We start from the raw sequence: 22,928 nt of genomic DNA on the forward strand, positions 1-22,928 counted from the left end.
CGTCCTGAAAGCTCTATAGTGACGTTTCACCAGTTGCCACGATGCGCGAAGGGCCCGTCAGCGTGGAACCGTCCTCGGTGATTTCTACCTGGACCTGGCCGCCGGGGACGATGACGCGGACGCTGCCGGTGATGCGGGAGGCGTCGGCAAGCGCGGCGCACGCTGCCGCCACCGTCCCGGTGCCGCACGAACGGGTCTCGCCCGAGCCGCGCTCGAAGACGCGCATGTGAACCGTTCCATTCTCCAAGGGCGTGACCAGCTCGACGTTGACGCCAGCCGGGAAGAAGTCCGTATCAAATACCGGTTGCTCGAGGCGCTTTCCAGCCAATTCCTCTGCGCTAAGGTCTGGGATAACCGCCGCCAAATGGGGATTTCCCACGTCTATGCCAAGGCCGGCAAAGCTCTCCCCCGCCATCGACGCTGTGGAGACGCCGAGCACCTGTGCTGGGCCCATCTCCACGCTGACTTCGGCCGCCGAGTCGTTGAAGGAGTGCACGGTCACCTGCTTGGCTCCGGCGCGTGTGCCCACGGTGAAGGTGTCGGTATCCACCAACCCCCGGGAGCGGACCCAGTGCGCGAAGACCCGGGTGCCGTTGCCACACATCTCCGCAATCGAGCCATCCGCATTGCGGTAGTCCATGAACCAGTCCTCCGCAGCGATGCCCGGCGCGAGTTCCTCAATCTCCCCATTGGCAAGCAGCTGACCGGCGCGGATAACGCGCAGCACGCCGTCCGCACCGATTCCCGCACGACGATCACACAGAGCCACTACCTTTTCCGGCGGCAGCGCTTCTGTTCCTTCCACAATGACGAAGTCGTTCTCAGTTCCGTGGCCTTTTGCAAACTTCATAGGTTTAAAGTCTACTGTCCTTCCACGATGCGCAATGCCTGCGGCGGCGTCTCGGCCGCAGCATCGAGCCACTGGATCCGCTTGTCGCGGTTGAACCAGGAGCGCTGGCGGCGCACATAGCGGCGGGTTCCGGTAATGGTGCGCTCCACTGCTTCTTCCCATGTCAGCTCGCCGCGCTGGGCTTGCAGCACCTGTGCGTAACCGATCGCCCGGCCTGCTGTGGAATCAGCCTTCAGACCGTGGGCTTGGAGGCTTTCAACTTCCTCCACGAGCCCTTTATCGAACATGAGGCGGCTGCGCAGCTCAATGCGTGGGTTCAGCCAGCTGGAATCCGTGCGCAGACCGAGGATTATCGTCCCCCACCGGGGCGGAGCATTCTTCGGTGGCTGGCTGGCTTTGAAGGGCTTCCCAGTAAGCTCGATAACCTCCAGCGCGCGCACGGTGCGGCGCGGATCTTTGTCCTCGATGATGGCTGCGGCCGCTGGGTCCACAGCGGCCAGCTCCGCGTGCAGAGCATCGGTACCAATCTCTTGGCGCCGGGCCTCCCAGCGGGCCCGCACCTGCGGGTCAGTGGGTGGGAATTGCCAGTTATCCACGAGCGATTGAACATACAGCATGGAGCCGCCCACCAGGATCGGGGTTTTACCGCGTGCACGGATGCCGTCAATATCCGCGATGGCGGAGGCCTGATAGCGCGCTACCGACGCCGTTTCCGTCACGTCCCACACATCCAGCTGATGGTGCGGAATGCCTTCACGTTCCTCCATTGTCAGCTTGGCTGTGCCAATATCCATGCCCCGGTAGAGCTGCATCGAGTCGACGTTGACAACTTCCCCGTCGAGCTCGTGGGCCAGGGCTACCCCGAGCGCTGATTTCCCGGAGGCCGTCGGGCCCACCACCGCGATAGGGGTTGGGCCGGGTGCTTGAATATCAGGCATTAGCACTGCCACCCCGCCACATAGCGTCCTACCCCCAGGGTTGAATCCGCCGCCCGCAGTTCCGCGTGACGCGGGTGCACGCTTGCCAGCTGCGCCCAGAGGCTCGTCTCGAGCACACCGGCAGCACGGAGGCGCTCTTCGTCGCAGTGGCCTTCCCCTCCCGCTAGGATGCTTTCGCACCACAGGTGTGCATCCCGTGCGCCATCGACAAGCGCAAGCGGCGCGCGCTCGGTCAGGCCGGCCGAACCGTCAACGCAGACCACAGTCAAGCGCCCGGGGCGAACCTCACCGAGCTCAGCGCGAGAATCCTCCACCACGGAGCCCGGTTCATCGGAAGTGAGATTAAGCGCACGGCTAAGCACGTAGCGGGCCATGATTTCCGGAAGGAAATTCCCGCCGCCGACGTTGACCTGCGGTGCTCCCCATGCTTTCAAGCTCCCTGTGTGCTCGGTACGCCAGCGCACATCGCGCGATCCCACAATGTCCACCTGGAGGGGGCTGCTGCCGCTCACGCGTGCGGCATCACGGGCCAACTCGCACGCAGCACTGAGCAGCGCACGCGAGGCATCATCGCTGGGTGAGAGTTCTTCCGCCAAGGCCGGTGAGGCTGGCATAATCATGAGATTCTGCATCGACTCCCATCCTATAAGGTTAGTTTTTCGGGGTTAACACGCGGCTGCGCGGCTGAAACGGTAGTGTTGTGTGACATAAGTTCTGGCAGCCGTGTCGCGCGGCGCGATAGTACCGAAGGTGGTTTCCTACCATGTCCGCTATTCCTTCCCCTGGAGCCATGCCCCGCAAGGGTTCTCGTCCCGGCCCAACTCCGTCCGCCCCGGCAGCTCGCCCGGTGCAGCCCGTGAAGAACGATCCCACTCAGTGGGGCCGCGTTGATGCTGATGGTTCGGTGTATGTCAAAGCACCCGAGGGCGAACGCAAGATCGGTGAATGGCAGGCGGGCACTCCCGAAGAAGGCCTAGCGCATTTTGGCGCGCGCTACGATGATTTGTCTACCGAGATCGAGCTGCTGGAATCCCGCCTGAATGCACATCCGGGCGATGCAGCATCGATTAAGGCTACCGCGGCAGAGCTGCGAGAGTCCCTGCCCACGCAGGCGGTAATTGGTGATATCGCAGCCTTGGATCAGCGCCTGGGCACCGTCATCGAGCATTCCGTCGAAGCCGGCGAGCAAGCACAGGCCGATAAGGCCCGCCGCCGCGAGGAGGCAATCGCAAAGAAGGAGAAGCTCGCCGCAGAGGCCGAGGACATCGCCGCTAACTCGACGGAGTGGAAGGCCGCCGGCGACCGCATCCGCGCCATCCTCGAGGAATGGAAGCAGATCCGCGGCATCGACCGCCACACGGATGATGCCCTGTGGAAGCGCTATTCCCGCGCCCGGGATTCCTTCAACCGCCGCCGCGGCTCGCACTTCGCTGAGCTCGACCGCAACCGCGCTGCTTCCCGCGCCAAGAAGGAAGAATTGGTTGAGCGCGCAGAAGCTATCAAGGAATCCACTAACTGGGGTGAGACGGCGCGCGCTTACCGCGACCTCATGACGGAGTGGAAGGCTGCTGGCCGCGCGCCGCGCGAGATCGATGACAAGCTCTGGGCCCGCTTCCGCGCCGCGCAGGACCACTTCTTTAACGCCCGCAACGCCGTCAACGATGAGCGCGACAAGCAGTTCGCTGAGAACGCCGCCGCCAAGGACGCACTCATTGCGGAATATGACTCCCAGATTGATCCCACCAAGTCGCTCGACGCGGCAAAGGCCAAGCTGCGAGAGCTGCAAGAAAAGTGGGAGGAGATTGGTTTCGTCCCGCGCAATCAGGTGCGCGAGTTCGAGGCTAAGATTTCCGCTCTGGAAAAGCGCGTAAGCGATGCCGAGGATTCAGAGTGGCGCCGGACCGATCCGGAGGCCCAGGCCCGCGTGGCTCAGTTCCAGGCCAAGGTGGATGACTTCACCGCTCAAGCAGAAGCAGCTGAGGCCAAGGGCAATACCAAGAAGGCAGAGGATCTGCGTACCCAGGCCAAGCAGTGGCAGGAGTTCGCGGATGCCGCCGCGGCTGCTGTCAACGGCAAGTAAGCGCGCTGCGTAGCCTGAGTGTTCGTTCACATCGTCGCCCCGCCGGGCTCGGCCCACGCTGAGCCCGCTGATTGTCTCCGCAGCTTCGTCTTCGACGCTAACCTTGCCGCGCAAGAGGCCAGCGGTGATCCCGCAGCCAGTGGCTCTCCACGTCGCGTGCTCCAGCGTCTCCAAGGTTCTACGGAGTCACGCACCTACCTCTTTGGTCTGACAGACTCCGTCTTGGGCCCAGCTGGAGAGTTAGGCTTGCCAGTTATTTCGGCCGCCGAGCCCAGCCCGGAAATTGACTTCGACGGTTTCATCCACATCTCGCTTCCGCTTTTGGAAGAGACAGATAACGCCGACATCGAGTGCGTCCTCGCCGCCGATCTCCTCCCCCTGCCCGGGGAAGAGCTGGAGCCGGAAGCCCTCGAGGTCACGCGGACCTTGGCGCGCGAAGCCCTCCGCCTTACCCGCCAGCTAGGCCGCAAGAATGCCCAGGTTGGCATGCTGTACCCGCCGGACGCGGACCGCTCATACGACCCGATGTCGCAGGCCTACCTCGAACTGGGCTTTCGCCAGAAGCACGCCGAGCGCCAGATGTACATCGACATCGCTGCCACCTCCCCGGTCCTCGGCGCGCACGTCTGGCCGGACTACGACATTCCGGATGCACTGCTTGACGACGTCCTCCGCTTGCTCACCCTCGCCTCCACCGACGCGGTCTACGGTGACTTGAGCGTCGAGCCCATCGTGTGGACGCGGCAGCGCCTCAAGGAGGCCCACGCCCGACTGCGCTCCCGCGGAGCGCACACTCTGCTCGTGGGTATTCTCGACCAAGGTAATGTCGTCGCCCTCACGGAGCTCTCCCGCCACGGCGATGCAGACCCCGAGGTGTGCGAGTGGACGCTCACAGTGACTGACCGTGAATACCGACGCCGCGGGTTCGCCACGCGCGCCAAACAGCACGCTCAGTACGCAGTGGCGCACCACTGGCCCACCGTTCGCCGCGCGTATTGCTCAGTGGCCCAGGCCGATCCAGCGATGAACGCGCTGTATGCCCGCCTTGGGGCGCACGTCATCTCCGCCAGCAGCGCCTACGAGCTCACCGTGTAAACGGGGTAGTCGGTATAGCCGCGCTCCCCTCCCGTGTAGAACGTGCTCTCATCCGGCGCGGTAACAGGCAATTCCTCCTGCCAGCGGCGGACTAGGTCCGGATTCGAGATGGCCAGCCGCCCCACCGCCACGGCATCGCCGTGCTGCACCAGCTGCTCGGCCTCCTCCCGCTGGGTGATGCGACCAAAGCCTGAGTTGAGGATGACGCGTGTCTTCCCGTTGGCGCGAACATGAGTGCTCAGCTCGGTGATGAGCTCACCAGTGGGCTCTGCGTGAAGGAAAGAAACATAGGCCAAGCCGAGGTCTTCGATGGCGCGAAGCAGCCCACCATAGGTGGCGCGCACATCCTCAGTGTCGCTTTCCTCAATGCCTTGAATATTGTTTTGCGGCGATAGGCGCAGCGCAAGGCGGTCCGCGTCAATCTCTTCAGCCACCGCACGCAGGATCTCCTCCACAAGGCGATAGCGCTTCTGCGGGCTTCCGCCATAAGCATCGTCGCGGTGATTCGAGCTCGGGGAAAGGAATTGATGCAGGAGATAGCCGTTGGCACCGTGGATCTCTACGCCATCCATGCCTGCGTCAATAGCGTTGCGTGCGGCTTGCCGGAACTCATCGATGATGCGCGGCATCTCTTCACTATCGAGTGCTCGGGGCACTGGGCACTCCTTGCGGGATTCGAAATCTCTCACCGCAGTGCCGGAGGCCAGCGCGGAGGGAGCTGCCGGCTCCGCTCCTTCAAGAAGGCTGGCATGAGACAAACGCCCGCCATTCATTACCTGCATGAAGATGCGCCCGCCGGAATCGTGAACGGAATTCGCCACGCGACGCCACCCAGCTATCTGCTCTGGTGTCTCGATACCAGGCTGGCCTGGGAAGGCACGGCTGGTCACCGCTGGGAACACGCCTTCTGTCACGATAAGCCCCATGGAGGCGCGTTGCGCGTAGTACCTCTCGTGCAACTGCGTGGGGACACCGTCGCGACCTGCGCGCGACCGGGTCAAAGCCGCCATCGTCACACGGTTCGGCAGCGTGAGGCGTCCTAGTTCTAGGGAATCAAAGAGTGTAGCCATGCACTCCACAACATGAATCTAGGAGCGCTTATTCCTCGCCCGCCTGACTCCGGTGGCGTGAGGCGGCACGCGAGCGGCGGTCGTCGATAAGCAGCGGGTTCTGTTCCGCTGGAAGCGCGGTCGCGGCTTCATTTTGCAAGACACCCACGTGGTCAAGCTGCCCCGAGACTTCACGGACACGCTCAGCGGCGGCTAGCTGCTCAGGGCTGCGGCGCAACGCCACTTGGCAGTACACCAGGAAGGCCACCAACGTAGACACAGCGCCCACGTACATACCAATAGATGCCCCCTCAGCGGCACCGCCGCGGTACCAGAATCCCCACAAGTTAACGAAAAAGGAGATGGTCACCATCATCCATGCGGCGAGAGCCACAGACGTCCGCCGCGTAAGGATCGTAGCGGTAGTCAGAATTCCCGCGCCACCCAACGCTAACCAGGCGCTAACGGTCTCCATAAGTGAAATTCGCACTCCCTCGGCGGTTCCGCCTACGAAGAGTGCTTCCCATCCACGGGCATCACCGGCATAAGGCAACACCAGATACGCTACCCACGCCACGACAGACACGATGAGCGCATATTTGTGCTTTCCCAGTTCGATGGTCTTCGCCGCGCGCTTTTCTGCGGCGACAGCATCGCGCACCTGCTTCAAGTCATCACTCATAGAATCGGAGCCTACTCCCTTCTAGCAGCCACAGGAATCAGCGGGAGCGCTGGGCTTGCCGACGCCCGGCAGGCCCAACCCCACCCCAATCGGTGCCGTGGTGGGGGTCTGCCCCGCAGCCGACATGTCGCCGGCCTTGGTGCGGCGGTGCTCACTGACACCGGAATCGGCCACGAGGAAGAAAGAGCCCGCATCCGTCACGGTGGTGTGCACGACATCGCCAGGGCGAATCTCCGCGGAGATGTCCTTGCCCTCACCATCGACGGGAGCAAAGTGAACGAGGCGGCCATCGCGAGCACGGCCGGTAAGACGGTGGGTCTCGGCGGACTTGCGGCCGCCTTCCGCCTGGACCAGGAGCTCCACATCGGTGCCGATGAGCTTCGCGTTCTCCTCGGCCTGGATGGAGTCCTGCAGCGCTACGAGGCGCTCGAAGCGCTCCTGCACGACCTCCTTCGGGATCTGGTTCTCCATGACCGCAGCCGGGGTTCCCGGACGCGGCGAATACTGGAAGGTGAAGGCGGAGGCAAAGCGGGCGCGACGCACCACATCCAGGGTGGCCTCAAAGTCCTCCTCCGTCTCACCGGGGAAGCCCACGATGATATCGGTGGTAATGGCGGCGTGCGGCATTTTCTCGCGCACTTCGTCGAGGATGCCCAGGAACTTCTTCGTGCGGTAGGAACGGCGCATGTCTTTGAGGACCTTGTCGGAGCCAGACTGCAGCGGCATGTGCAACTGTGGGCACACAGCCGGAGTCTCCGCCATGGCATCGATGACATCGGAGGTGAACTCTGCCGGGTGCGGGGAAGTAAAGCGCAGGCGTTCAAGCCCCTCAATCTTGCCCACTTCCCGCAGCAGCTTGGAAAAGGCGAAGCGGTCTCGCGGCAGGTCCGGGTCAGCGAAATTGACGCCATAGGCATTGACGTTTTGGCCCAGCAACGTCACCTCGGACACTCCCTGCTCCACCAAGGCCTGAACCTCTGCGAGGATGTCGCCAGGGCGGCGGTCCTCTTCCTTGCCGCGCAGGGAAGGAACGATGCAGAAAGTACAGGTGTTATTGCAGCCCACGGAGACCGATACCCACCCGGCATAGGCGGACTCGCGCTTGGCCGGCAGCACGGAGGGAAAAGCCTCAAGCGCGTCGACGATTTCAACCTGGGCCTCATCATTGTGGCGGGCGCGTTCGAGAAGTGTCGGCAAAGCCGCCATGTTGTGGGTGCCGAATACCGCATCGACCCACGGCGCGTGGTCAAGGACTGTGTCCTTATCCTTTTGCGCCAAGCAGCCGCCCACAGCGATCTGCATGCCGGGGTGGTTTTCCTTCGTTTTCTTCAGCGCACCTAGGGTTCCATACAAACGCTTGTCGGCGTTCTCACGCACAGCACAGGTGTTAAAGACTACGAGGTCAGGCTCGGCGCCATCCGGTGCCGCCGAGTAGCCGGCTTCCTCAAGCAAACCGGAGATGCGCTCGGAGTCATGAACGTTCATTTGGCAGCCGAAAGTCCGCACCTCATAGGTGCGGGGCTGGCTATTGATTTCGGGGGAGCTCACGGGGGGACATTCTAACTGGCCCATCCGGCTACTCATAATGCCTTTAATTCGGCGATGCGCGCATCAAGAGCCTCGATGGATATGCGCATGACAAGTTCCTGGTTGTAGCCGCGCCGCGCGAGCGTTCCCACGATGCGGCGCAGGAATTTGTCCCTTTCATGCCGGTCGGCCGGAACCTTTTTAAGCGTCCGCGCCTTCTTCTCCGCAACCTGGCGGGCGACAGCCTCTTCAGATTCTTCTGTAATCTGCTCTAAGGCTGCGGCCCGATCAGCGGCATCAACGCCCTTCTCCTTGAGCTCCACGTTGAGGGCTCGGGACGACTTGCCGCGCCGCGCATGGCGTTGGCGAACCCATTCCTTGGCAAAGCTCGCGTCATCAACAAGGCCGACATCTGCGAGGTCATCAACAACCTCCTCGACCACGTCGGGCTCGAAGTCCGCAGCAACAAGGCGGTCACGCAGTTCCTTGCGGGAACGCGCTCTCTGGTCCAGCAGACCGAGCGCACGAGAACGCACGGGAGCCTTCGCAGCTTCGGCTTCTGCGTCAACTAGCTGTCCGCCCGCGTCACCTGATTCATAGGATTCGAGGGCCTGGCGCAGCTTCTCAATCTTCTCCGGTGAGGGTTGTGCCATTGATCCCGTTTAGTCGTCGTCGAAATCGACGTTCGGAACCAGATCCACAGACTCATCCGTCAGCGGATCATCTGCTCCTGGCACATCCATGGCCACGTTGTCGCCACTCTCGGCAGCGGCAGCACCCACACCGAGCTTGACGAAGATCTTCTTCTCAATCTCATCCGCCAGATCCGGATTATCCTTGAGGAAGTTACGAGCCTTCTCCTTGCCTTGGCCCAGCTGGTCACCCTCATAGGTAAACCAGGAACCAGACTTCTTGATGAAGCCGTGTTCGACGCCCAAGTCAATAATGGAAGACTCGCGCGAAATACCTTCGCCATACATGATGTCGAACTCAGCGATCTTGAACGGCGGGGAGACCTTGTTCTTTACAACCTTGAGCTTGGTGCGGTTACCGATGGCATCCTGACCGTCCTTGAGGGTCTGAATGCGGCGGATATCGCAGCGCACCGAGGCATAGAACTTCAACGCCTTACCGCCAGTCGTGGTCTCCGGCGATCCAAACATGACGCCGATCTTCTCACGGAGCTGGTTGATGAAGATGGCGGTGGTCCCCGAGTTGTACAGAGCACCCGTCATCTTACGCAGCGCCTGGGACATGAGACGAGCCTGGAGGCCAACGTGGCTATCACCCATCTCACCTTCGATCTCCGCCTTGGGGGTCAGCGCAGCAACCGAGTCAATCACGATGATGTCAATGGCGCCAGAGCGCACGAGCATATCGGCGATTTCCAAAGCCTGCTCACCAGTATCTGGCTGGGAGACCAACAGGTTATCGGTATCAACGCCAAGCAGACGTGCGTACTCCGGATCGAGAGCATGCTCAGCATCGATGAAGGCCGCAATACCGCCAGTCTTCTGCGCCGATGCAATCGCGTGCAGAGCAACGGTAGTTTTACCCGAGGATTCCGGACCATAAATCTCCACGATACGGCCACGCGGGAAGCCGCCGACGCCCAATGCAATATCGATGGCCGTATTACCGGAGGAAATAGCCTGGATTGGCGGGCGATCATCATCACCCAGGCGCATAACGGCGCCCTTACCAAAATCCTTCTCAATCATCGCCATGGCAGCGTCAAGGGCTTTTTGACGATCATCGCCCTTGCTTGCTGCCGAGGACTTCTTCTTCGTAGCCATTCATTTCCTCACTATCGTGCGTCAGTTGTAGTGCGTTCTTACGCGTTCATTAAAGGTGGCACCTAGTTAGACTGCCACGTGGCAGCTGAGGTTCCCTAGCGCGACCCAAACAGCCTTAGCGCCCTCTCCTCAAGCCACGAAGTCACCCTAACGTGCCTGCCGGACCACGTCCCACAATACACACACAAGTGTTCGATTTTCCATTTCGCCCAAGCGCGTGTCCCAGCGACAGCCTCCACTACTGAAGTACCCAAGGACCGTCCTGCTCGTGCCGCGAGAAGGTCACCTTCTCAGCAGTCTGAAGAACGGCCACCTCCTCCCCTAACGAGCTGCAAACATCCAGGTCATCGAGGTCAGCCCTGCTACTCATATACTTGGAATACCCCGGCCCTTGCACATCGCGGTAGAGCTCAACGCTACCCGCCGCCGGTGGCACCCACTCATCGTCCTCATCTGTACCTCCCTGCCAGGTTCCATCGCTGGCGGCGAGGACATCCCTTTCGGTAGCGCCGGGGCAAATAATGATCACCCGTTCATACTCCGAATCGAAGATGTCACCGATCGGCATGTCTACGCTTCCCGGCTCCCCTTCCTCGACCCCAGCGGCCTCATCGATATTTTCGATGACATTCGCGGAATTCACCAACGAACATCCAGCTAAGCCGCCTATAGCCACACCGGAAAGAAGTGCTACTGCCCCATAGCGCGCCCTAAGGCACCCTAAACCCTTAAGCCACGCTTGTTTCTGCCCAATTTCCATGCACCAAAGATACCCCGTTCGGGGTGGATGCGCGTCCTAAATTGCGTACTTGAACACTGTTCAAAAGGTGCTATTTGCTGCACAGTTATCCCACTGGATAAACTTTGGCCCATGAAAAAGAATTCCGTCGCGACTGACATCGCGTACGTCGCGGTCTTTACCGCGCTCATCATAGTCTTTGCTTTTGTCTCTATTCCTACTCCCACCGCGGGCGTACCCATCGTTCTTCAAAACGCGGTTATCATCCTCGCGGGTCTGGTCCTCGGCGGCCGCCGCGGCCTCTTCGTGGGCCTGCTCTTCATTGCCCTCGGCCTCGTCGGCCTTCCCATCCTCGCCGGCGGACGTAGCGCGTTGAGCGCTCTCGCCGGCCCCACGGTTGGCTACCTCGTTGGCTATGTGGTCGCCCCGGCCATCGCCGGACTCATCGCCTACCGCGCCCCGCGCAACAAGGGCGGAATGACACTCATCCTCGCTATCGCCGGCGTCGTTGGCCTCGCCGTCCAGTACTTCTGCGGAATTCTCGGCCTGATGTACCGCTCTGACATGTCCTTCGGTGCAGCCACCATCGCCCAAGGGCCATTCCTCATCCCTGATCTCATCAAGGTCGCCGTGATGGTTGTGATTGCGGTCGGCGTCCACGCAGCGTTCCCAGACCTGATGGGCCGACGCACCGCTAAGGCGAAGTAGCTCCCGTGCCGCTCATTGAATTCCGTAACGTGTCCGTCACCTTCGACGAGACGCCGGTGCTTAACGACGTTTCCCTCAACTTGAGCGAACAACGCGTCGGCATCATCGGCGCCAACGGCGGCGGCAAGTCAACCCTCGTCCGGCTCATCAATGGTCTCGGTGAGCCCTCACGCGGTGAGGTCTTGGTGGACAACATGGACGTCGGCAAGCACGGCAAAGAAATCCGGCGCCGCGTGGGATTCGTGTTCTCAGACGCCGAGAACCAGATCGTCATGCCGCAGGTACGCGATGACGTGGATTTCTCCCTGCGGCGCCTCAAGCTGCCTCGGGAGGAACGCACCGCGCGTGTCGACGCCGCCCTCAGACGCTTCGGCCTCGACGCCCTGGCCGAGCAATCCCCACACTCGCTCTCCGGCGGGCAGAAACAGCTCCTCGCGCTGGCTGCGGTGCTGGTCATGGAACCGACCGTTATCATCGCCGACGAGCCGACAACCCTGCTCGATCTTCGCAACCGTGACCGCATTCGCCGCGAGTTTGACCGCCTGGAGCAGCAGCTGATCGTGGTTACCCACGACCTGGACTTCCTCTCCGACTTTGACCGCGTTCTGTGCATTGACGACCACCGCGTAGCCGCCGATGGAACACCCGACGAGGTCATTCCCTTCTATACGAAGCTCATGGAATCCCGCCCCCTCTAGTGCTCATGCCCAAGAACATCCCACTCGGCTTCTACGTCGATGCCAATACCATCATCCACCGCATCCCCGCCGCGGTGAAATTCCTCGTACTCATCGGCTTCATCCTCGTGACTTCGCTGGCCGTGCACACGATTGGCTGGGCCGCGCTAAGCCTCGCTCTCCCCCTTGCCCTCTTCCCTATTGCCCGGGTTCCTTTTCGCGTCGCGCTCGGCCAGCTCGTTCCGCCGCTCTATCTCCTCGTCGCGCTCGCCGCATTTCAGTGGTGGCAGAAGGGCTTCACGGCGGCTGCCATCATGTTTCTCACGATTTACGCGGCGATTAGCGCGGCGGTTCTGCTGACGCTCACGACGAAAGTCTCGGAAATGATGGACTCCCTGGACCGCGCCCTTGCCCCGCTGGGGCGCCTCGGGGTCCCCGTTGAGAACATCACGCTGGCGATGTCCCTGACTATTCGTCTGCTTCCCCTCATGCTGGGAACCGTCGTCGAGGTGCTAGACGCACGAAAAGCCCGGGGTGCCACGGCATCACTGACCGCTTTTGGCACCCCGGTTATCATTCGCTCTATCCGCCGCGCACGCGCCATGGGTGAGGCCCTTCAAGCGCGCGGCGTTGGAGACTAAGCCCTATTCTCCGCGCAGCTCGCGCAGTCGAGCCTGAACGGCATCGTTCTGCACGTTCGGCTGAGCCTGGGTTCCTGCCGAGCCGATTGCTTGCTGGGAGTTGCCCTCCACGGCCTTCGGGTTGTTCATCTCCGCGCGAATCTGCTCGAGACGGGAGTGGCCAGCCAGTTGCACGCCGGCCTGCTCAATCTCCTGCATACGATTAGACACGGAGTTCTCCGCGAGCTCTGCCTGACCCAAGGCCTTGGAGTAGCGACGCTCGATCTTGTCACGCACCGCGTCCAGGGACGGGGTATTGCCGTTGGCAGACAGCTCATTCATCGAGTTGAGGGACTCGGAAACCTTCTCCTGCATCTTGGCCTGCTCAAGCTGGGACAGCAGCTTCGAGCGCTCGTTGACCTTCTCACGCAGGGCCATGCCATTGCGCTCAACGGCCTTCTTAGCCTGCTCCGCCTGCTGCAGTGCCTGATCGTGCAGCTTCTTGGTGTCCTCAACAGACTCCTCAGCAGTGACCAGCTGAGCGGCGAAGGCTTCTGCGGCGTTCTCGTACTCGGTTGCCTTCTGTGCATCGCCCTCGGCACGAGCCTTGTCCGCCAAGCTCAGAGCGTTGCGGGTGTTCTGCTGCAGCTTTTCAATCTCGCTGAGACGGCGGTTGAGCTGCATCTCCAGCTGACGCTGGTTACCGATGACCGCCGCAGCCTGCTGCGAGAGTTCCTGGTGCTGGCGCTGAGCTTCCTCGATTGCCTGCTCAATCTGTACCTTCGGATCAGCATTCTCCTCGATCTTCGAATCGAAGAGAGCCATCAAGTACTTCCAGGCCTTTACGAATGGATTCGCCATAACAGAAGGTGCCTTTCTCAGCAGTTCGTTGGGTAAATAAAAAGTGTTCGAAAAGAATTCTCTGCCTGCCTAATATTAGCGAAGCAAGCAGTGCTACGCCGCGGTTCTACAGTTCCGATGCAGCGGGTGCGGTGGACGCTAGCTCTTCGTCCATCGACGGCAAAGCCATGTAGCCGGCTGCCTCAATAAGGACATCGGAGACACTGACATCAAGCGCGTGGCACACGGATGCCAGAAGCTCGGAAGAAACCTCCTTGCGGCCGCGCTCCAACTCTGAAAGGTATCCCGGGGACACGCGCGCTACACCGGCGAGCTCACGAAGGGTCACACCCTTATCCGCACGGAAGGCGCGAAGCGTCAGTCCAAGCGCCTCACGCAGCAGCGGCTCAGGGGTCCGCGCCGACCGCGTGCTGGTCTGGGTGGGCTTATCAAGTAATGCAACTGAAGTGTTCATCACTCCGTACAACGGCCCAGCACCTCTCGTTGTTCCCACAATCAACTATTTTTCTTCAAGAGTTGATAGGAGAAGACTCAACGCCGCCTCAACTGCAGCGGCACGAATCGCGTTGCGCCCCTCAGCGGGAAGCTCATAGAGGACGCCGCGCTTGGCGACGCCCCCGTCGCCCCTCCCGCACAGCCCCACATACACGGTTCCCGCAGGTTTACCTTCCTGAAGGTCCGGCCCGGCCACACCAGTCATCCCTATCCCCCAATCCGCACGCGTTTCGACGACCGCAGCCTCAGCCATCTGCGCGGCAGTAGCTGCGGACACCACGCCTTGTTCGTCTAGTTCTTCCACGGTTGTGTTGAGGAAATGTGCCTTGACCTCTGTCGCATACGTCACCAGACCGCCCCGCAACACCGCCGAGGCTCCCGGCACACTCGCCACCGTTGCAGCGGCCAAACCGGCAGTAAGGGACTCACAGAACGCCACGGTTTCGCCGCGTTCGCGGAGCGTGGATACTAGTTGCACCTCAATGCTCACTGGTTCTCCCTACGGCCATCGATAAGGTACTGGATGCCGGTCAGGACAGTAACGAAGGCCGCAGCCAACATGACGAGGAAGCTCGGAAGGTCCATCCACCCCGGCAGCGGACAGAGATACAACGCCACCGCCAAGGTCTGCAGCGCTGTCTTAAGCTTTCCACCCTGGGAAGCCGGCACCACTTTGCCTTGGCGCAGCAAGAAGAAGCGCCACATAGTGATCCCGAACTCACGGAAGAGAATGACAACGGTGATCCACACTTGCAGAGCACCAGTGATGTTGAGGCACACGAAGGCCGCGGTCATCAGGGCCTTATCCGCGATGGGATCCGCAATCTTGCCAAAATTTGTTATGAGCCCACGCGAGCGTGCGATATCGCCATCCAGCTTGTCCGTGAGCATGAGGAGCGCAAAGCACCCAAAGGCCCACCACTCATGTCCAGCTAGAACCAACCAGGCGAACAAGGGGATAAAGAGGATGCGCAAGCTGGTCAATATATTGGGAAGATTCCAATTGGAGACCTCGGGATTTACATCCGCGGTTTGAGAGTGGTTGTGCGCAGCCTGAGAATCATTCACGCCCTTCATCCTACCGTGGCCTCCCTACCCCTCGCGCGAGCACTACCATGGTCACTATGAAGTACTTCGCTGTCTCCTATGAATACAATCCATCCAACCCAGTCATCGCAAAAGTTCGCCCGAAGCACCGCGAGTTTATCGGCGCTCTCCATGAGAAAGGCCAGATCTGTGGATCGGGCCCCTTCACCGATTCCAAGGGCGGGGCGCTCATCGTCCTGCAGTTTGAGGACGAGTCAATTGAGGTGGCCGAGGTAATCGCCCTCATGGACCAGGACCCCTTCTACGTTGAAGGCGCCGTTACGGGCCGTGCCTTCCGCGAATGGAATCCCGTCATTAATTCCTTCTAAACTCTTCCCCCCCACGCTGCCCGGGACTCGGGCAGCACTCGGAGTTAGGGCAGCTCGGATTTCGGCAGGTCCTCTGCCTTGCCCACGAGCTCTCCCTGCTTGTTACGAACGATCTTGTTGCCAAAATCGTCCCAGTCGTAGTGGTTGTGGGAAATCACCACGCCACCCTGAGCTTGGTCGCGCTTGTCTTTCCACACCGACAGCAACACAGTGATAGCGAGCACGCCGACGATGACCAACAGCGACATCAGCGTGGAAATCTCCGGTACGGCGGACACGTCCTCGCCGCCGTTAATGAACGGCAAGTTGTTCTCATGCAACGCGTGGAACAACAGCTTGACGCCGATGAACAGCAGGATGATACCCAGGCCATAAGGCAGGTAAACCAGACGGTCCAACAGACCATCGATGAGGAAGAACATCTGGCGCAGGCCCATGAGCGCGAATGCGTTGGTGGTGAAGACTAGGAAGGGCTCCGAGGTAATGCCGTAGATGGCGGGGATGGAGTCGAAGGCAAACATGACGTCGATAAGCCCAATTGCCGCCAGCGCCACGAACAGCGGGGTAAGCGCGAACTTCCCCTTCTTCTCCCCGGAATCTTCACGGTGGGTCAGCTTATCCCCGTGGTAGCGCGGGGTTACGTGTACGACCTTGCGCAGCCATTTGACCACCAACATGTCATTGGGATCGGTCTCCGGGGCGTCGTTGATCTCATCAATGAGCAGCTTCACCGCGGTGTAGATAAGGAAGATCGCAAAAAGGTAGAAGACATCGGACCACGCAGCGATAATCGCCGCGCCCAACAGAATGAAAATGAGGCGGAATACCAGTGCCAAAACGATTCCGATGAGGAGCACCTTCTGCTGGTATCTGCGGGGAATCTTAAAGGATCCCATGATGAGCGAGAAGACGAATAGATTGTCCACGCTCAGCGCTTGTTCCGTCACCCAGCCGGTGTAGAACTGTGCAGCATGTTCGCCGTCCCACAACACCCACACAACACCGCCGAAGACAACGGCGATGGACATATAGAACAGCGTCCACCCACCGGATTCTTTGAGCGTGGGCTCATGAGGCGAACGAACATGGCTGTAAAAATCAAAAATAAAGAAGCCCAGGATCACCGCCATGGTGATGGCCCAGACCCAAAGTGGCACATGCATAATGCGTAATCCCTCCGGTCGACGCGACTACAAAGACCGGAGGTCTCCCCCGCTAGTGACGCTCACGCAGAGTATCGCTAGCCGGCGCGACCGGGAACTGTACCGCAGTTGCCGTGTTGACGATCGACGCCGAGGATTGGGGTACTCCCCTCCAAGACTCGTCCTATCCTACACGGAATCTAAAACGCACCTGTGGAGGGGTTGGCAGAGATTTCGACGGTGCGGGTATCTGCTGACTCGTCCTCAGCCCCGTCAGCGCCTTCAGCATCCTGGACCTCCTTCGGAGCCTCTGCCGGGTCAGCACCCTTGATCATCCAAATGATGGTGTCGAGCTCTTCCGGCTTGACCAGCACCTCACGGGCCTTAGAGCCTTCCGAAGGACCAACCACACCGCGTGATTCCATAAGGTCCATGAGGCGGCCGGCCTTAGCGAAGCCGATGCGCAGTTTACGCTGGAGCATCGACGTGGAGCCCAACTGGGACGTGACCACAAGGTCGACGGCCTCGAGAAGGTCGTCCATGTCCTTGCCGATCTCCTCGTCGATCTCCTTCTTGGCATCCTTGGCTTTATCCTCCGTCACGCCTTCGGTGTAGTTCGGTGCGCCTTGTGCCTTCGCGGCGTCGACAACCGCCTGCACCTCCTCGTCTGAGACGAACGCGCCCTGCATACGCACGGGGCGCCCGCCCTGCGGGATAAACAGGCCATCGCCCATACCGATGAGCTTCTCGGCACCACCCTGGTCCAAGATGACGCGGGAGTCCGTAAGAGAGGACGTCGCGAACGCCAAGCGGGAAGGCACGTTGGTCTTGATAAGGCCGGTGACCACGTCCACGGACGGACGCTGTGTTGCGAGCACGAGGTGGATACCCGCCGCACGGGCCTTCTGGGTGATGCGGACGATGGAGTCCTCGATCTCCTTCGGCGCCGTCATCATGAGGTCTGCAAGCTCGTCAACCACACACACGATGTAGGGGTACGGACGCATCTCTCGCTGGGAGCCTGCCGGGGCCTGGTACTCGCCGCTGCGGACCTTGCGGTTGAAGTCCTCGATCTTGCGCACGCGGGCAGCCTGCATGTCCATGTAGCGCTGCTCCATCTCCTCAACAAGCCACTGCAGGGCCGCTGCAGCCTTCTTCGGCTGCGTAATGATCGGGGTGATGAGGTGCGGAATGCCCTCGTAGGGCGTGAGCTCGACCATCTTCGGATCCACCAGGATGAGGCGAACGTCCTCCGGGGTCGCGCGGGTCAGCAGCGAAACCAGCATCGAGTTCACGAACGCCGACTTACCTGAACCGGTTGCACCGGCCACAAGAAGGTGCGGCATCTTCTTCACCGAGAAAGAGGTGAATTGGCCCTCGATGTCCTTGCCCAAGCCAATGAGCATCGGATCGTTATCAGCACGCAATGCCGGGGAATCCAAAACATCGCGCAGGCGCACCATTTCACGGTCCGCATTGGGCACCTCGATACCGACTGCAGACTTGCCCGGAATCGGGGTCAACAGGCGCAGGTTATCCGTCGCCACTGCATAAGCCAGGTTGGACTGCAGGTTCGTAATCTTCGAAACCTTGACGCCTGGTCCCAGCTCAATCTCATAGCGCGTCACCGTCGGGCCACGGCTAAACCCGGTGACCTGGGCATCGACCTTAAACTCCTCAAAGACTTCAGTGATGGCTTCGATGATGCGGTCGTTGGCCTCCGTGCGAGCCTTCGCAGGCTTGCCGGCCGTGAGCAGGTCAGTCGTCGGCACGTCATAACCGCCTCCCAATGCGGTATCTTCCGCACCGCTCGGGGCCGCAGGTGCTTGTTGTGCCGCGTCTTGAACATCCTCGTCGACCTTGGCGCCCGTGCGCGCATCGCGCCCGGAACGCTCCTGGAACATACGGACCGCCTCGGAGTGCGCGGCGGAGACAACGTCGTCCCCGGCCGCCCCCGCGGCCGCCGCCCCCAGCGCCGCACCAGCGGCACCACCAACGTCTACGCGAGGACGCTTCTTCTGTGCAGGCTTGTGCGCAGGTTTCTCAACTGGCTTTTCGACAGGCTTCGGTGCTGTCTTCTGCTCCGGCTCCGGATCCGGCTCCGGAACAACGGGAATCTCATCGGTGTCATCGGCACGGCGTTCGGCTGCGGCAGCAAAGGAGGGGCGACCGTGCTGGACCGGCTCCTGCTTCGTGGGCTGTGCCGCCGAGTCAAAGGAGACCGTGGCGTTTTCATCCGGCAGAGCCTGGTAGCTCTGCGTGTGCTGCGTGCGCTGGCGCGGGCGCGGGGTATGTGCCGGGCGCGTGGGGCGCTCGCGCCCCTCGGCGATGGCGTCGATGTCATCGCTGACATAGCCGTAGTCGTCCGCGGAGGCGTCGTCAAGCAGCTCGTTCTCCGAGCGGTCCTTCCGATCACGTAGTCCACCGACGAGCGCGGAGAACTGAGCAGCGACAAAGTCATACGCTTCGCGCAGGGTGATGCCGGTGATGTTGAGCGCACCATAGACAATCAACAGGAAGAGCAAGGGCACCGCCACGTAGCTGGAGAAGGCTGCCACGAGCAGTTCACCAATAGCAAAACCGATGGCACCTCCGGCCTCACCGGCGGCGTTGTTGTTCCACGTAAGGTCCGGGAGCCCAGCAAAAATATGGATAAGGCTAAGCATGCAGACCACGATGAGGGCCGTGCCGCCAACCACGCGCGGCTTGAAATGGCCGGCTGGGCCGGAAAGGTCCATCATGAGCGCGATGGCTACGGCGACGAGCGCAACAGGAAGAACATAGGCACCCGCGCCAATCACATAGCGCACAGCATTGGTGAGATACTCACCGATAATGCCAGCCACCTGGAACCACGTAGCGCATGCCAGAATGATGGCCACACCAATCAGCACGAGCGCGACCGCATCCGGGTTGGAGACGCGAATGCTCTTCTCTACTCGGGCGGGGCGTTCCATGATGGTCGTCGGCATCTCGCCGTCAACGTCCTGGGCACGGGTCACCTTGCTTTTCGACGAGGTGCCGCCCTCAGCCCTGTTGCTTGTTTTCTTATTCTTCGCGCGTCCAGAAATTTCCCCTGGCTCCCTCACATCGTCGTAATCATCAAAAGCCTCTTCGCCATAGGGCGCATCATAAGCGGAATCATAAAGATCCTCGTCCCGATCTCTCGCTTCAGCTGGCTTGAGTCCGGCGAGGCCGTGCCCGACTCCCCGCGCCATGCTCCCCATGCCCCGGGCGGTAGCGCCAAATACAGTGCCCAGCCCGTGACCAACGGCACGAAAGGCGCTGCCGGTCCTCTCTTCGGAGGTCTCGGCAGCGCGGGTTGCAGACGACAGCGAGTAGCTTGTGCGGCCCGACGGTCGCGAGCGATTGGCCGTGCGACCTCGGCCGGAGGCGCGAGACGGAGCGTTCTTGACAGACATGTTTGCCACTCTAGTAGCAAAAGCACCATTAACAACATGCGCCACACACGTACGGCGAAGAAAATTGACAGTTCAGCCTACAGGCTTGACCTTACGATCGCGGATTCATCACCTTCAATCTCGACATCAGCGACGTCGCGGCCGAAGGCCCACAAGAGCACTTCGGAAACGGTACCGCGTACCCGAACTATGGCGTCGCCTTGTCCAGACACACGGTGCCTATCCGCAGCCACGATCGGGGGGAAACCCTGCGGCTCTAGGACAACGGGCAGGCGTGAGCGTGACAGCAACCGTGTGCCCAGCAGTTTCAACGGCGCCAGCAGCTCTTTGTTGGCTGCTCGCGAAAGATCTCTTGGTTCACTGTGGCCATTAGCTCGGCGGAGATCCTCATGATGGACAAAGTGCTCGGCCGCGTTGATCACGGAGTCTGCATAGCGCAGAGGGCTAAACCTAGACGCTCCCCTCCCCCACGCATCCACCAGCTCCCCATACGTCATGTCCTCGATGACCCCATCCGAAACACTCCGAGCATGAGAGGATAGCGCTGGGATAAAGGAACCGAGCACAGCATCAGGGCGGTTCTCACGCACCCACAAATGCGTTGCTAGGTCTCGGGTTGTCCAACCTTCACACAACGTCGGGGCATCAGGACCAAGCTCATGGAACAACGCCACCATTTTGGCGCGCTCTGCTGAAGAAAACGACATGCGCCCCAGCATACCCACCGGAGGCGGGAACACTGGGGCGCTTGTGGCCTCAACTTTAAAGCGATTCGCGGGAAGCGTGAACTTCGTCGTCGTCGGGTATCAAGATATCCGAGTTCGTCGGGACGATGGTCGGTAGAATCACCGGCTCGCGCTTGTACTTGGAGTCCATGAGCTTCGAGACCTTGCGGCGCAGCTTCTGCACCATGCGGTAGGTATCGTTCTCGCCCTCAGCCGCGAGATCATTCATGGTGTTCTCCACCATCTCGGCGACCTCAGGCACGATACCGCGGTCATCGTCAGAGAAGCCCGTCGTAGACACCGTCGGATGCTCAAGCAGGCGCGACGTGCGGTTATCGATGACACAGGTGATGGACACGACACCGCCAGCGCCCAGGTTCGTGCGGTCCGCCAGGGTATCTGCGTCGACATCGCCCATGGACACACCGTCGACGTAGAGGTTGCCCACAGGGATCTGGCCGACGACCTCGGCACGGCCATTGCGCAGATCGACGACAACGCCGTTCTGAGCCAAGACCACGCGGTCGCGGGCCACACCGGTAGAAATAGCCAGCTCCTTGTTGGCGCGGAGGTGGCGCCACTCGCCGTGCACCGGCATCGCGTTCTTCGGGCGTGCAGCGTTGTAAAGGAAGAGCAGCTCGCCACCATAACCGTGGCCGGAGGCGTGGACCTTAGCTTCCTTGTTCGTGATGACCTCAGCGCCAATCTGGGACAGCATGTTGATAACGCCAAACACGGCTTCCTCGTTACCCGGAATCAGGGAGGAGGAGAAGATGATGAGGTCACCATCGCGGACCGTGATCTGGCGGTGCTCGCGGCGGGCCATGCGAGACAGCGCCGCCATCGGCTCGCCCTGGGTACCGGTGGTGATGAGCAGCACCTTGTGCGGAGCCATCTTGGCTGCCTCATCGATCGGGATGATGGTGCCGCGCGGCACCTTGAGGAAGCCCATCTTCTCCGCGATTTCCATGTTGCGCATCATGGAGCGACCGTTGAAGGCAACCTTGCGGCCGGCAGCCACGGCGGCGTCGATAGCCGCCTGCACGCGGTAGACGTTCGAGGCGAAGGAGGCGATGATCACGCGCTGCTTTGCCCCAGAAACCAGGCGCTTAAACGTTGCCGGAATATCACCCTCAGAGGCGGACACACCCGGAATGTTGGCGTTGGTGGAGTCACACAGCATGAGGTCCACGCCTTCGTCGCCGTAGCGCGACAGGGCCGGCAGGTCCGTCGGGCGGTTATCCAGCGGGGTCTGGTCCAGCTTGATATCACCGGTGTGGATGATGTTGCCGGCCGGGGTACCCAGCATGACGCCAAGTGCATCCGGGACGGAGTGGTTCACTGCCCAGAAACGGCAGCGGAACGGACCGTAGTTCACATCGGACTTCTCGTTGACCTCAACGAACTTCGGCTTCTGGCGGTGCTCCTTACACTTGGCAGCAATCAACGCGATGGTGAAGCGGGATGCCACAATCGGGATATCCGGGCGCAGCTTCAGCAGCCACGGGATAGCACCAATGTGGTCCTCGTGCGCGTGGGTTACGACGAGTGCCTTGACCTTGTGAATCTTCTTCTCAATCGGACCAAAATCCGGGAGAATCAGGTCCACGCCCGGCTCACCGGAGGACGGGAAGAGCACACCACAGTCGATGATGAGCATCTCATCCTGGTACTCGAAGACGGTCATGTTTCGACCGATCTCGGAAATACCACCCAGGGCATAGATACGCAGAGAATCCTTCTGCTGCTTCGGCGGCTCCGGCAGACGCTTGGTCAGATCCGCGCCCTGCATGGACTTAGGTACGTTGCGACGGCCGCGGTTGTTGTTGCGATTGCGGTTGTTGCGACCACCGTTGTTGTTATTGCCGTTGTTGTGGTTATTGTTGCCGCCGCGGCCGCGACCACGGCCGCCACGGGAACCACGAGAACGGGAACGACGGTTGCCGTCTTCAGAGTTTCCAGACTCCTTAGAGGATGCGCCGGAAGCAGTCGATTCCTTCGGCGCTTGGAAAACCGGCGAAGCCGCCTCATTCGAGGCGGTCTCGGTCTCCGAAGGCGGACCCGCCTTACGGGTCACCTTGCGGGAACGGTTACGGGATTCAGTCAT

The 22,928-nt window shown here is 61.0% G+C and carries 23 protein-coding genes; 6 read left to right on the forward strand and 17 right to left on the reverse strand.

Annotation, left to right across the window (positions count from 1 at the left end; all coding sequences use genetic code 11):
- Nucleotides 1-13: 13 nt before the first annotated feature.
- From dapF to ACUY3D_RS04605, 3 genes are read right to left on the reverse strand one after another with little or no spacing between them, the layout of a single operon-like run.
- The gene (gene dapF, locus ACUY3D_RS04595) at nt 14-850 is read right to left on the reverse strand and encodes a diaminopimelate epimerase (protein WP_269948089.1); all 837 of its coding nucleotides are present in this window, start codon (nt 848-850) and stop codon (nt 14-16) included.
- Nucleotides 851-861: 11 nt separating this feature from the next.
- Entirely contained in the window at nt 862-1,788 is a 927-nt protein-coding gene (gene miaA / locus ACUY3D_RS04600; RefSeq protein WP_269948088.1) for a tRNA (adenosine(37)-N6)-dimethylallyltransferase MiaA, read from the reverse strand.
- Nucleotides 1,788-2,420 carry a hypothetical protein gene (locus tag ACUY3D_RS04605; RefSeq protein ID WP_269948087.1) on the reverse strand — a complete coding sequence of 211 codons (633 nt, stop codon included), beginning with the start codon at nt 2,418-2,420 and terminating at the stop codon, nt 1,788-1,790. Before ACUY3D_RS04605 ends, miaA begins: the two co-directional genes overlap by 1 nt.
- 131 nt (nt 2,421-2,551) lie before the next feature.
- On the opposite strand from ACUY3D_RS04605, the gene ACUY3D_RS04610 reads away from it, so the two are divergent.
- On the forward strand, nt 2,552-3,868 hold the full coding sequence (locus ACUY3D_RS04610; RefSeq protein ID WP_070596677.1) for a DUF349 domain-containing protein: 1,317 nt from the start codon (nt 2,552-2,554) through the stop codon (nt 3,866-3,868).
- 18 nt (nt 3,869-3,886) lie between these two features.
- Complete coding sequence (locus ACUY3D_RS04615; protein WP_269948086.1) at nt 3,887-4,963, forward strand: GNAT family N-acetyltransferase; 1,077 nt, start codon at nt 3,887-3,889, stop codon at nt 4,961-4,963.
- Here the strand turns inward: ACUY3D_RS04615 and ACUY3D_RS04620 are convergent.
- The 6 genes from ACUY3D_RS04620 to ACUY3D_RS04645 form a co-directional block, all read right to left on the reverse strand.
- On the reverse strand, nt 4,945-6,033 hold the full coding sequence (locus ACUY3D_RS04620) for an alkene reductase (RefSeq protein WP_448240406.1): 1,089 nt from the start codon (nt 6,031-6,033) through the stop codon (nt 4,945-4,947). The two genes, ACUY3D_RS04615 and ACUY3D_RS04620, sit on opposite strands and share 19 nt — an antisense overlap.
- 28 nt (nt 6,034-6,061) lie before the next feature.
- Nucleotides 6,062-6,694: an Rv2732c family membrane protein gene (locus ACUY3D_RS04625; RefSeq protein WP_269948085.1), complete on the reverse strand. Its 633-nt coding sequence runs from the start codon at nt 6,692-6,694 to the stop codon at nt 6,062-6,064.
- Nucleotides 6,695-6,715: 21 nt separating this feature from the next.
- Nucleotides 6,716-8,266, reverse strand: coding sequence for a tRNA (N6-isopentenyl adenosine(37)-C2)-methylthiotransferase MiaB (miaB, locus tag ACUY3D_RS04630; RefSeq protein WP_269948084.1), 1,551 nt, complete (start codon nt 8,264-8,266; stop codon nt 6,716-6,718).
- An 8-nt stretch (nt 8,267-8,274) separates the two neighbouring features.
- The gene (recX, locus tag ACUY3D_RS04635; protein ID WP_144014986.1) at nt 8,275-8,874 is read right to left on the reverse strand and encodes a recombination regulator RecX; all 600 of its coding nucleotides are present in this window, start codon (nt 8,872-8,874) and stop codon (nt 8,275-8,277) included.
- A 9-nt stretch (nt 8,875-8,883) separates the two neighbouring features.
- Nucleotides 8,884-10,017: a recombinase RecA gene (gene recA, locus ACUY3D_RS04640; RefSeq protein ID WP_070524502.1), complete on the reverse strand. Its 1,134-nt coding sequence runs from the start codon at nt 10,015-10,017 to the stop codon at nt 8,884-8,886.
- Between the two features lie 238 nt (nt 10,018-10,255).
- On the reverse strand, nt 10,256-10,660 hold the full coding sequence (locus ACUY3D_RS04645; RefSeq protein WP_269948083.1) for a hypothetical protein: 405 nt from the start codon (nt 10,658-10,660) through the stop codon (nt 10,256-10,258).
- Between the two features lie 228 nt (nt 10,661-10,888).
- Between ACUY3D_RS04645 and ACUY3D_RS04650 the strand changes: the two genes are divergently transcribed.
- The 3 genes from ACUY3D_RS04650 to ACUY3D_RS04660 are packed head-to-tail and all read left to right on the forward strand — an operon-like array spanning nt 10,889 to nt 12,782.
- Nucleotides 10,889-11,464: a biotin transporter BioY gene (locus ACUY3D_RS04650; RefSeq protein WP_070524504.1), complete on the forward strand. Its 576-nt coding sequence runs from the start codon at nt 10,889-10,891 to the stop codon at nt 11,462-11,464.
- 5 nt (nt 11,465-11,469) lie between these two features.
- Nucleotides 11,470-12,162 carry an energy-coupling factor ABC transporter ATP-binding protein gene (locus tag ACUY3D_RS04655; protein ID WP_269948082.1) on the forward strand — a complete coding sequence of 231 codons (693 nt, stop codon included), beginning with the start codon at nt 11,470-11,472 and terminating at the stop codon, nt 12,160-12,162.
- Nucleotides 12,163-12,167: 5 nt separating this feature from the next.
- Nucleotides 12,168-12,782 (forward strand): energy-coupling factor transporter transmembrane component T family protein, encoded by a 615-nt coding sequence (locus ACUY3D_RS04660; RefSeq protein WP_448240407.1) that lies wholly within the window; start codon nt 12,168-12,170, stop codon nt 12,780-12,782.
- A gap of 3 nt (nt 12,783-12,785) precedes the next feature.
- Here ACUY3D_RS04660 and ACUY3D_RS04665 read toward each other — a convergent pair whose 3' ends face one another.
- The 4 genes from ACUY3D_RS04665 to pgsA form a co-directional block, all read right to left on the reverse strand.
- Nucleotides 12,786-13,622, reverse strand: a complete 837-nt coding sequence (locus tag ACUY3D_RS04665; RefSeq protein ID WP_070527143.1) for a PspA/IM30 family protein — start codon at nt 13,620-13,622, stop codon at nt 12,786-12,788.
- A 106-nt stretch (nt 13,623-13,728) separates the two neighbouring features.
- Nucleotides 13,729-14,076, reverse strand: a complete 348-nt coding sequence (locus ACUY3D_RS04670) for a helix-turn-helix domain-containing protein (protein ID WP_448240408.1) — start codon at nt 14,074-14,076, stop codon at nt 13,729-13,731.
- 45 nt (nt 14,077-14,121) lie between these two features.
- Nucleotides 14,122-14,607: a nicotinamide-nucleotide amidohydrolase family protein gene (locus ACUY3D_RS04675; protein ID WP_448240409.1), complete on the reverse strand. Its 486-nt coding sequence runs from the start codon at nt 14,605-14,607 to the stop codon at nt 14,122-14,124.
- Nucleotides 14,604-15,194, reverse strand: a complete 591-nt coding sequence (gene pgsA / locus ACUY3D_RS04680) for a CDP-diacylglycerol--glycerol-3-phosphate 3-phosphatidyltransferase (protein ID WP_448240410.1) — start codon at nt 15,192-15,194, stop codon at nt 14,604-14,606. Before pgsA ends, ACUY3D_RS04675 begins: the two co-directional genes overlap by 4 nt.
- A 47-nt stretch (nt 15,195-15,241) precedes the next feature.
- Here pgsA and ACUY3D_RS04685 point away from each other — a divergent pair, with 47 nt between their 5' ends.
- A complete protein-coding gene (locus tag ACUY3D_RS04685) occupies nt 15,242-15,532 on the forward strand; it encodes a YciI family protein (protein WP_448240411.1) in 291 nt (96 codons plus the stop codon).
- A gap of 44 nt (nt 15,533-15,576) precedes the next feature.
- Here ACUY3D_RS04685 and ACUY3D_RS04690 read toward each other — a convergent pair whose 3' ends face one another.
- The 4 genes from ACUY3D_RS04690 to ACUY3D_RS04705 form a co-directional block, all read right to left on the reverse strand.
- Complete coding sequence (locus ACUY3D_RS04690) at nt 15,577-16,695, reverse strand: TerC family protein (RefSeq protein ID WP_448240412.1); 1,119 nt, start codon at nt 16,693-16,695, stop codon at nt 15,577-15,579.
- Nucleotides 16,696-16,874: 179 nt separating this feature from the next.
- Nucleotides 16,875-20,096 (reverse strand): DNA translocase FtsK 4TM domain-containing protein, encoded by a 3,222-nt coding sequence (locus ACUY3D_RS04695; RefSeq protein WP_448240413.1) that lies wholly within the window; start codon nt 20,094-20,096, stop codon nt 16,875-16,877.
- A gap of 77 nt (nt 20,097-20,173) precedes the next feature.
- Complete coding sequence (locus ACUY3D_RS04700) at nt 20,174-20,815, reverse strand: TIGR03085 family metal-binding protein (protein ID WP_448240454.1); 642 nt, start codon at nt 20,813-20,815, stop codon at nt 20,174-20,176.
- A 43-nt stretch (nt 20,816-20,858) separates the two neighbouring features.
- Nucleotides 20,859-22,928 (reverse strand): ribonuclease J, encoded by a 2,070-nt coding sequence (locus ACUY3D_RS04705; RefSeq protein WP_448240414.1) that lies wholly within the window; start codon nt 22,926-22,928, stop codon nt 20,859-20,861.

This window comes from Corynebacterium guaraldiae, from assembly GCF_053480195.1.

Bases quoted from the DNA above. Each gene is read 5' to 3' on its own strand.
- dapF (WP_269948089.1), bottom strand. From the start codon at position 850: ATGAAGTTTGCAAAAGGCCACGGAACTGAGAACGACTTCGTCATTGTG.
- miaA (WP_269948088.1), bottom strand. From the start codon at position 1,788: ATGCCTGATATTCAAGCACCCGGCCCAACCCCTATCGCGGTGGTGGGC.
- ACUY3D_RS04605 (WP_269948087.1), bottom strand. From the start codon at position 2,420: ATGCAGAATCTCATGATTATGCCAGCCTCACCGGCCTTGGCGGAAGAA.
- ACUY3D_RS04610 (WP_070596677.1), top strand. From the start codon at position 2,552: ATGTCCGCTATTCCTTCCCCTGGAGCCATGCCCCGCAAGGGTTCTCGT.
- ACUY3D_RS04620 (WP_448240406.1), bottom strand. From the start codon at position 6,033: ATGGCTACACTCTTTGATTCCCTAGAACTAGGACGCCTCACGCTGCCG.
- ACUY3D_RS04625 (WP_269948085.1), bottom strand. From the start codon at position 6,694: ATGAGTGATGACTTGAAGCAGGTGCGCGATGCTGTCGCCGCAGAAAAG.
- miaB (WP_269948084.1), bottom strand. From the start codon at position 8,266: ATGGGCCAGTTAGAATGTCCCCCCGTGAGCTCCCCCGAAATCAATAGC.
- recX (WP_144014986.1), bottom strand. From the start codon at position 8,874: ATGGCACAACCCTCACCGGAGAAGATTGAGAAGCTGCGCCAGGCCCTC.
- recA (WP_070524502.1), bottom strand. From the start codon at position 10,017: ATGGCTACGAAGAAGAAGTCCTCGGCAGCAAGCAAGGGCGATGATCGT.
- ACUY3D_RS04650 (WP_070524504.1), top strand. From the start codon at position 10,889: ATGAAAAAGAATTCCGTCGCGACTGACATCGCGTACGTCGCGGTCTTT.
- ACUY3D_RS04660 (WP_448240407.1), top strand. From the start codon at position 12,168: ATGCCCAAGAACATCCCACTCGGCTTCTACGTCGATGCCAATACCATC.
- ACUY3D_RS04665 (WP_070527143.1), bottom strand. From the start codon at position 13,622: ATGGCGAATCCATTCGTAAAGGCCTGGAAGTACTTGATGGCTCTCTTC.
- ACUY3D_RS04670 (WP_448240408.1), bottom strand. From the start codon at position 14,076: ATGAACACTTCAGTTGCATTACTTGATAAGCCCACCCAGACCAGCACG.
- pgsA (WP_448240410.1), bottom strand. From the start codon at position 15,194: ATGAAGGGCGTGAATGATTCTCAGGCTGCGCACAACCACTCTCAAACC.
- ACUY3D_RS04685 (WP_448240411.1), top strand. From the start codon at position 15,242: ATGAAGTACTTCGCTGTCTCCTATGAATACAATCCATCCAACCCAGTC.
- ACUY3D_RS04690 (WP_448240412.1), bottom strand. From the start codon at position 16,695: ATGCATGTGCCACTTTGGGTCTGGGCCATCACCATGGCGGTGATCCTG.
- ACUY3D_RS04695 (WP_448240413.1), bottom strand. From the start codon at position 20,096: ATGTCTGTCAAGAACGCTCCGTCTCGCGCCTCCGGCCGAGGTCGCACG.
- ACUY3D_RS04700 (WP_448240454.1), bottom strand. From the start codon at position 20,815: ATGCTGGGGCGCATGTCGTTTTCTTCAGCAGAGCGCGCCAAAATGGTG.
- ACUY3D_RS04705 (WP_448240414.1), bottom strand. From the start codon at position 22,928: ATGACTGAATCCCGTAACCGTTCCCGCAAGGTGACCCGTAAGGCGGGT.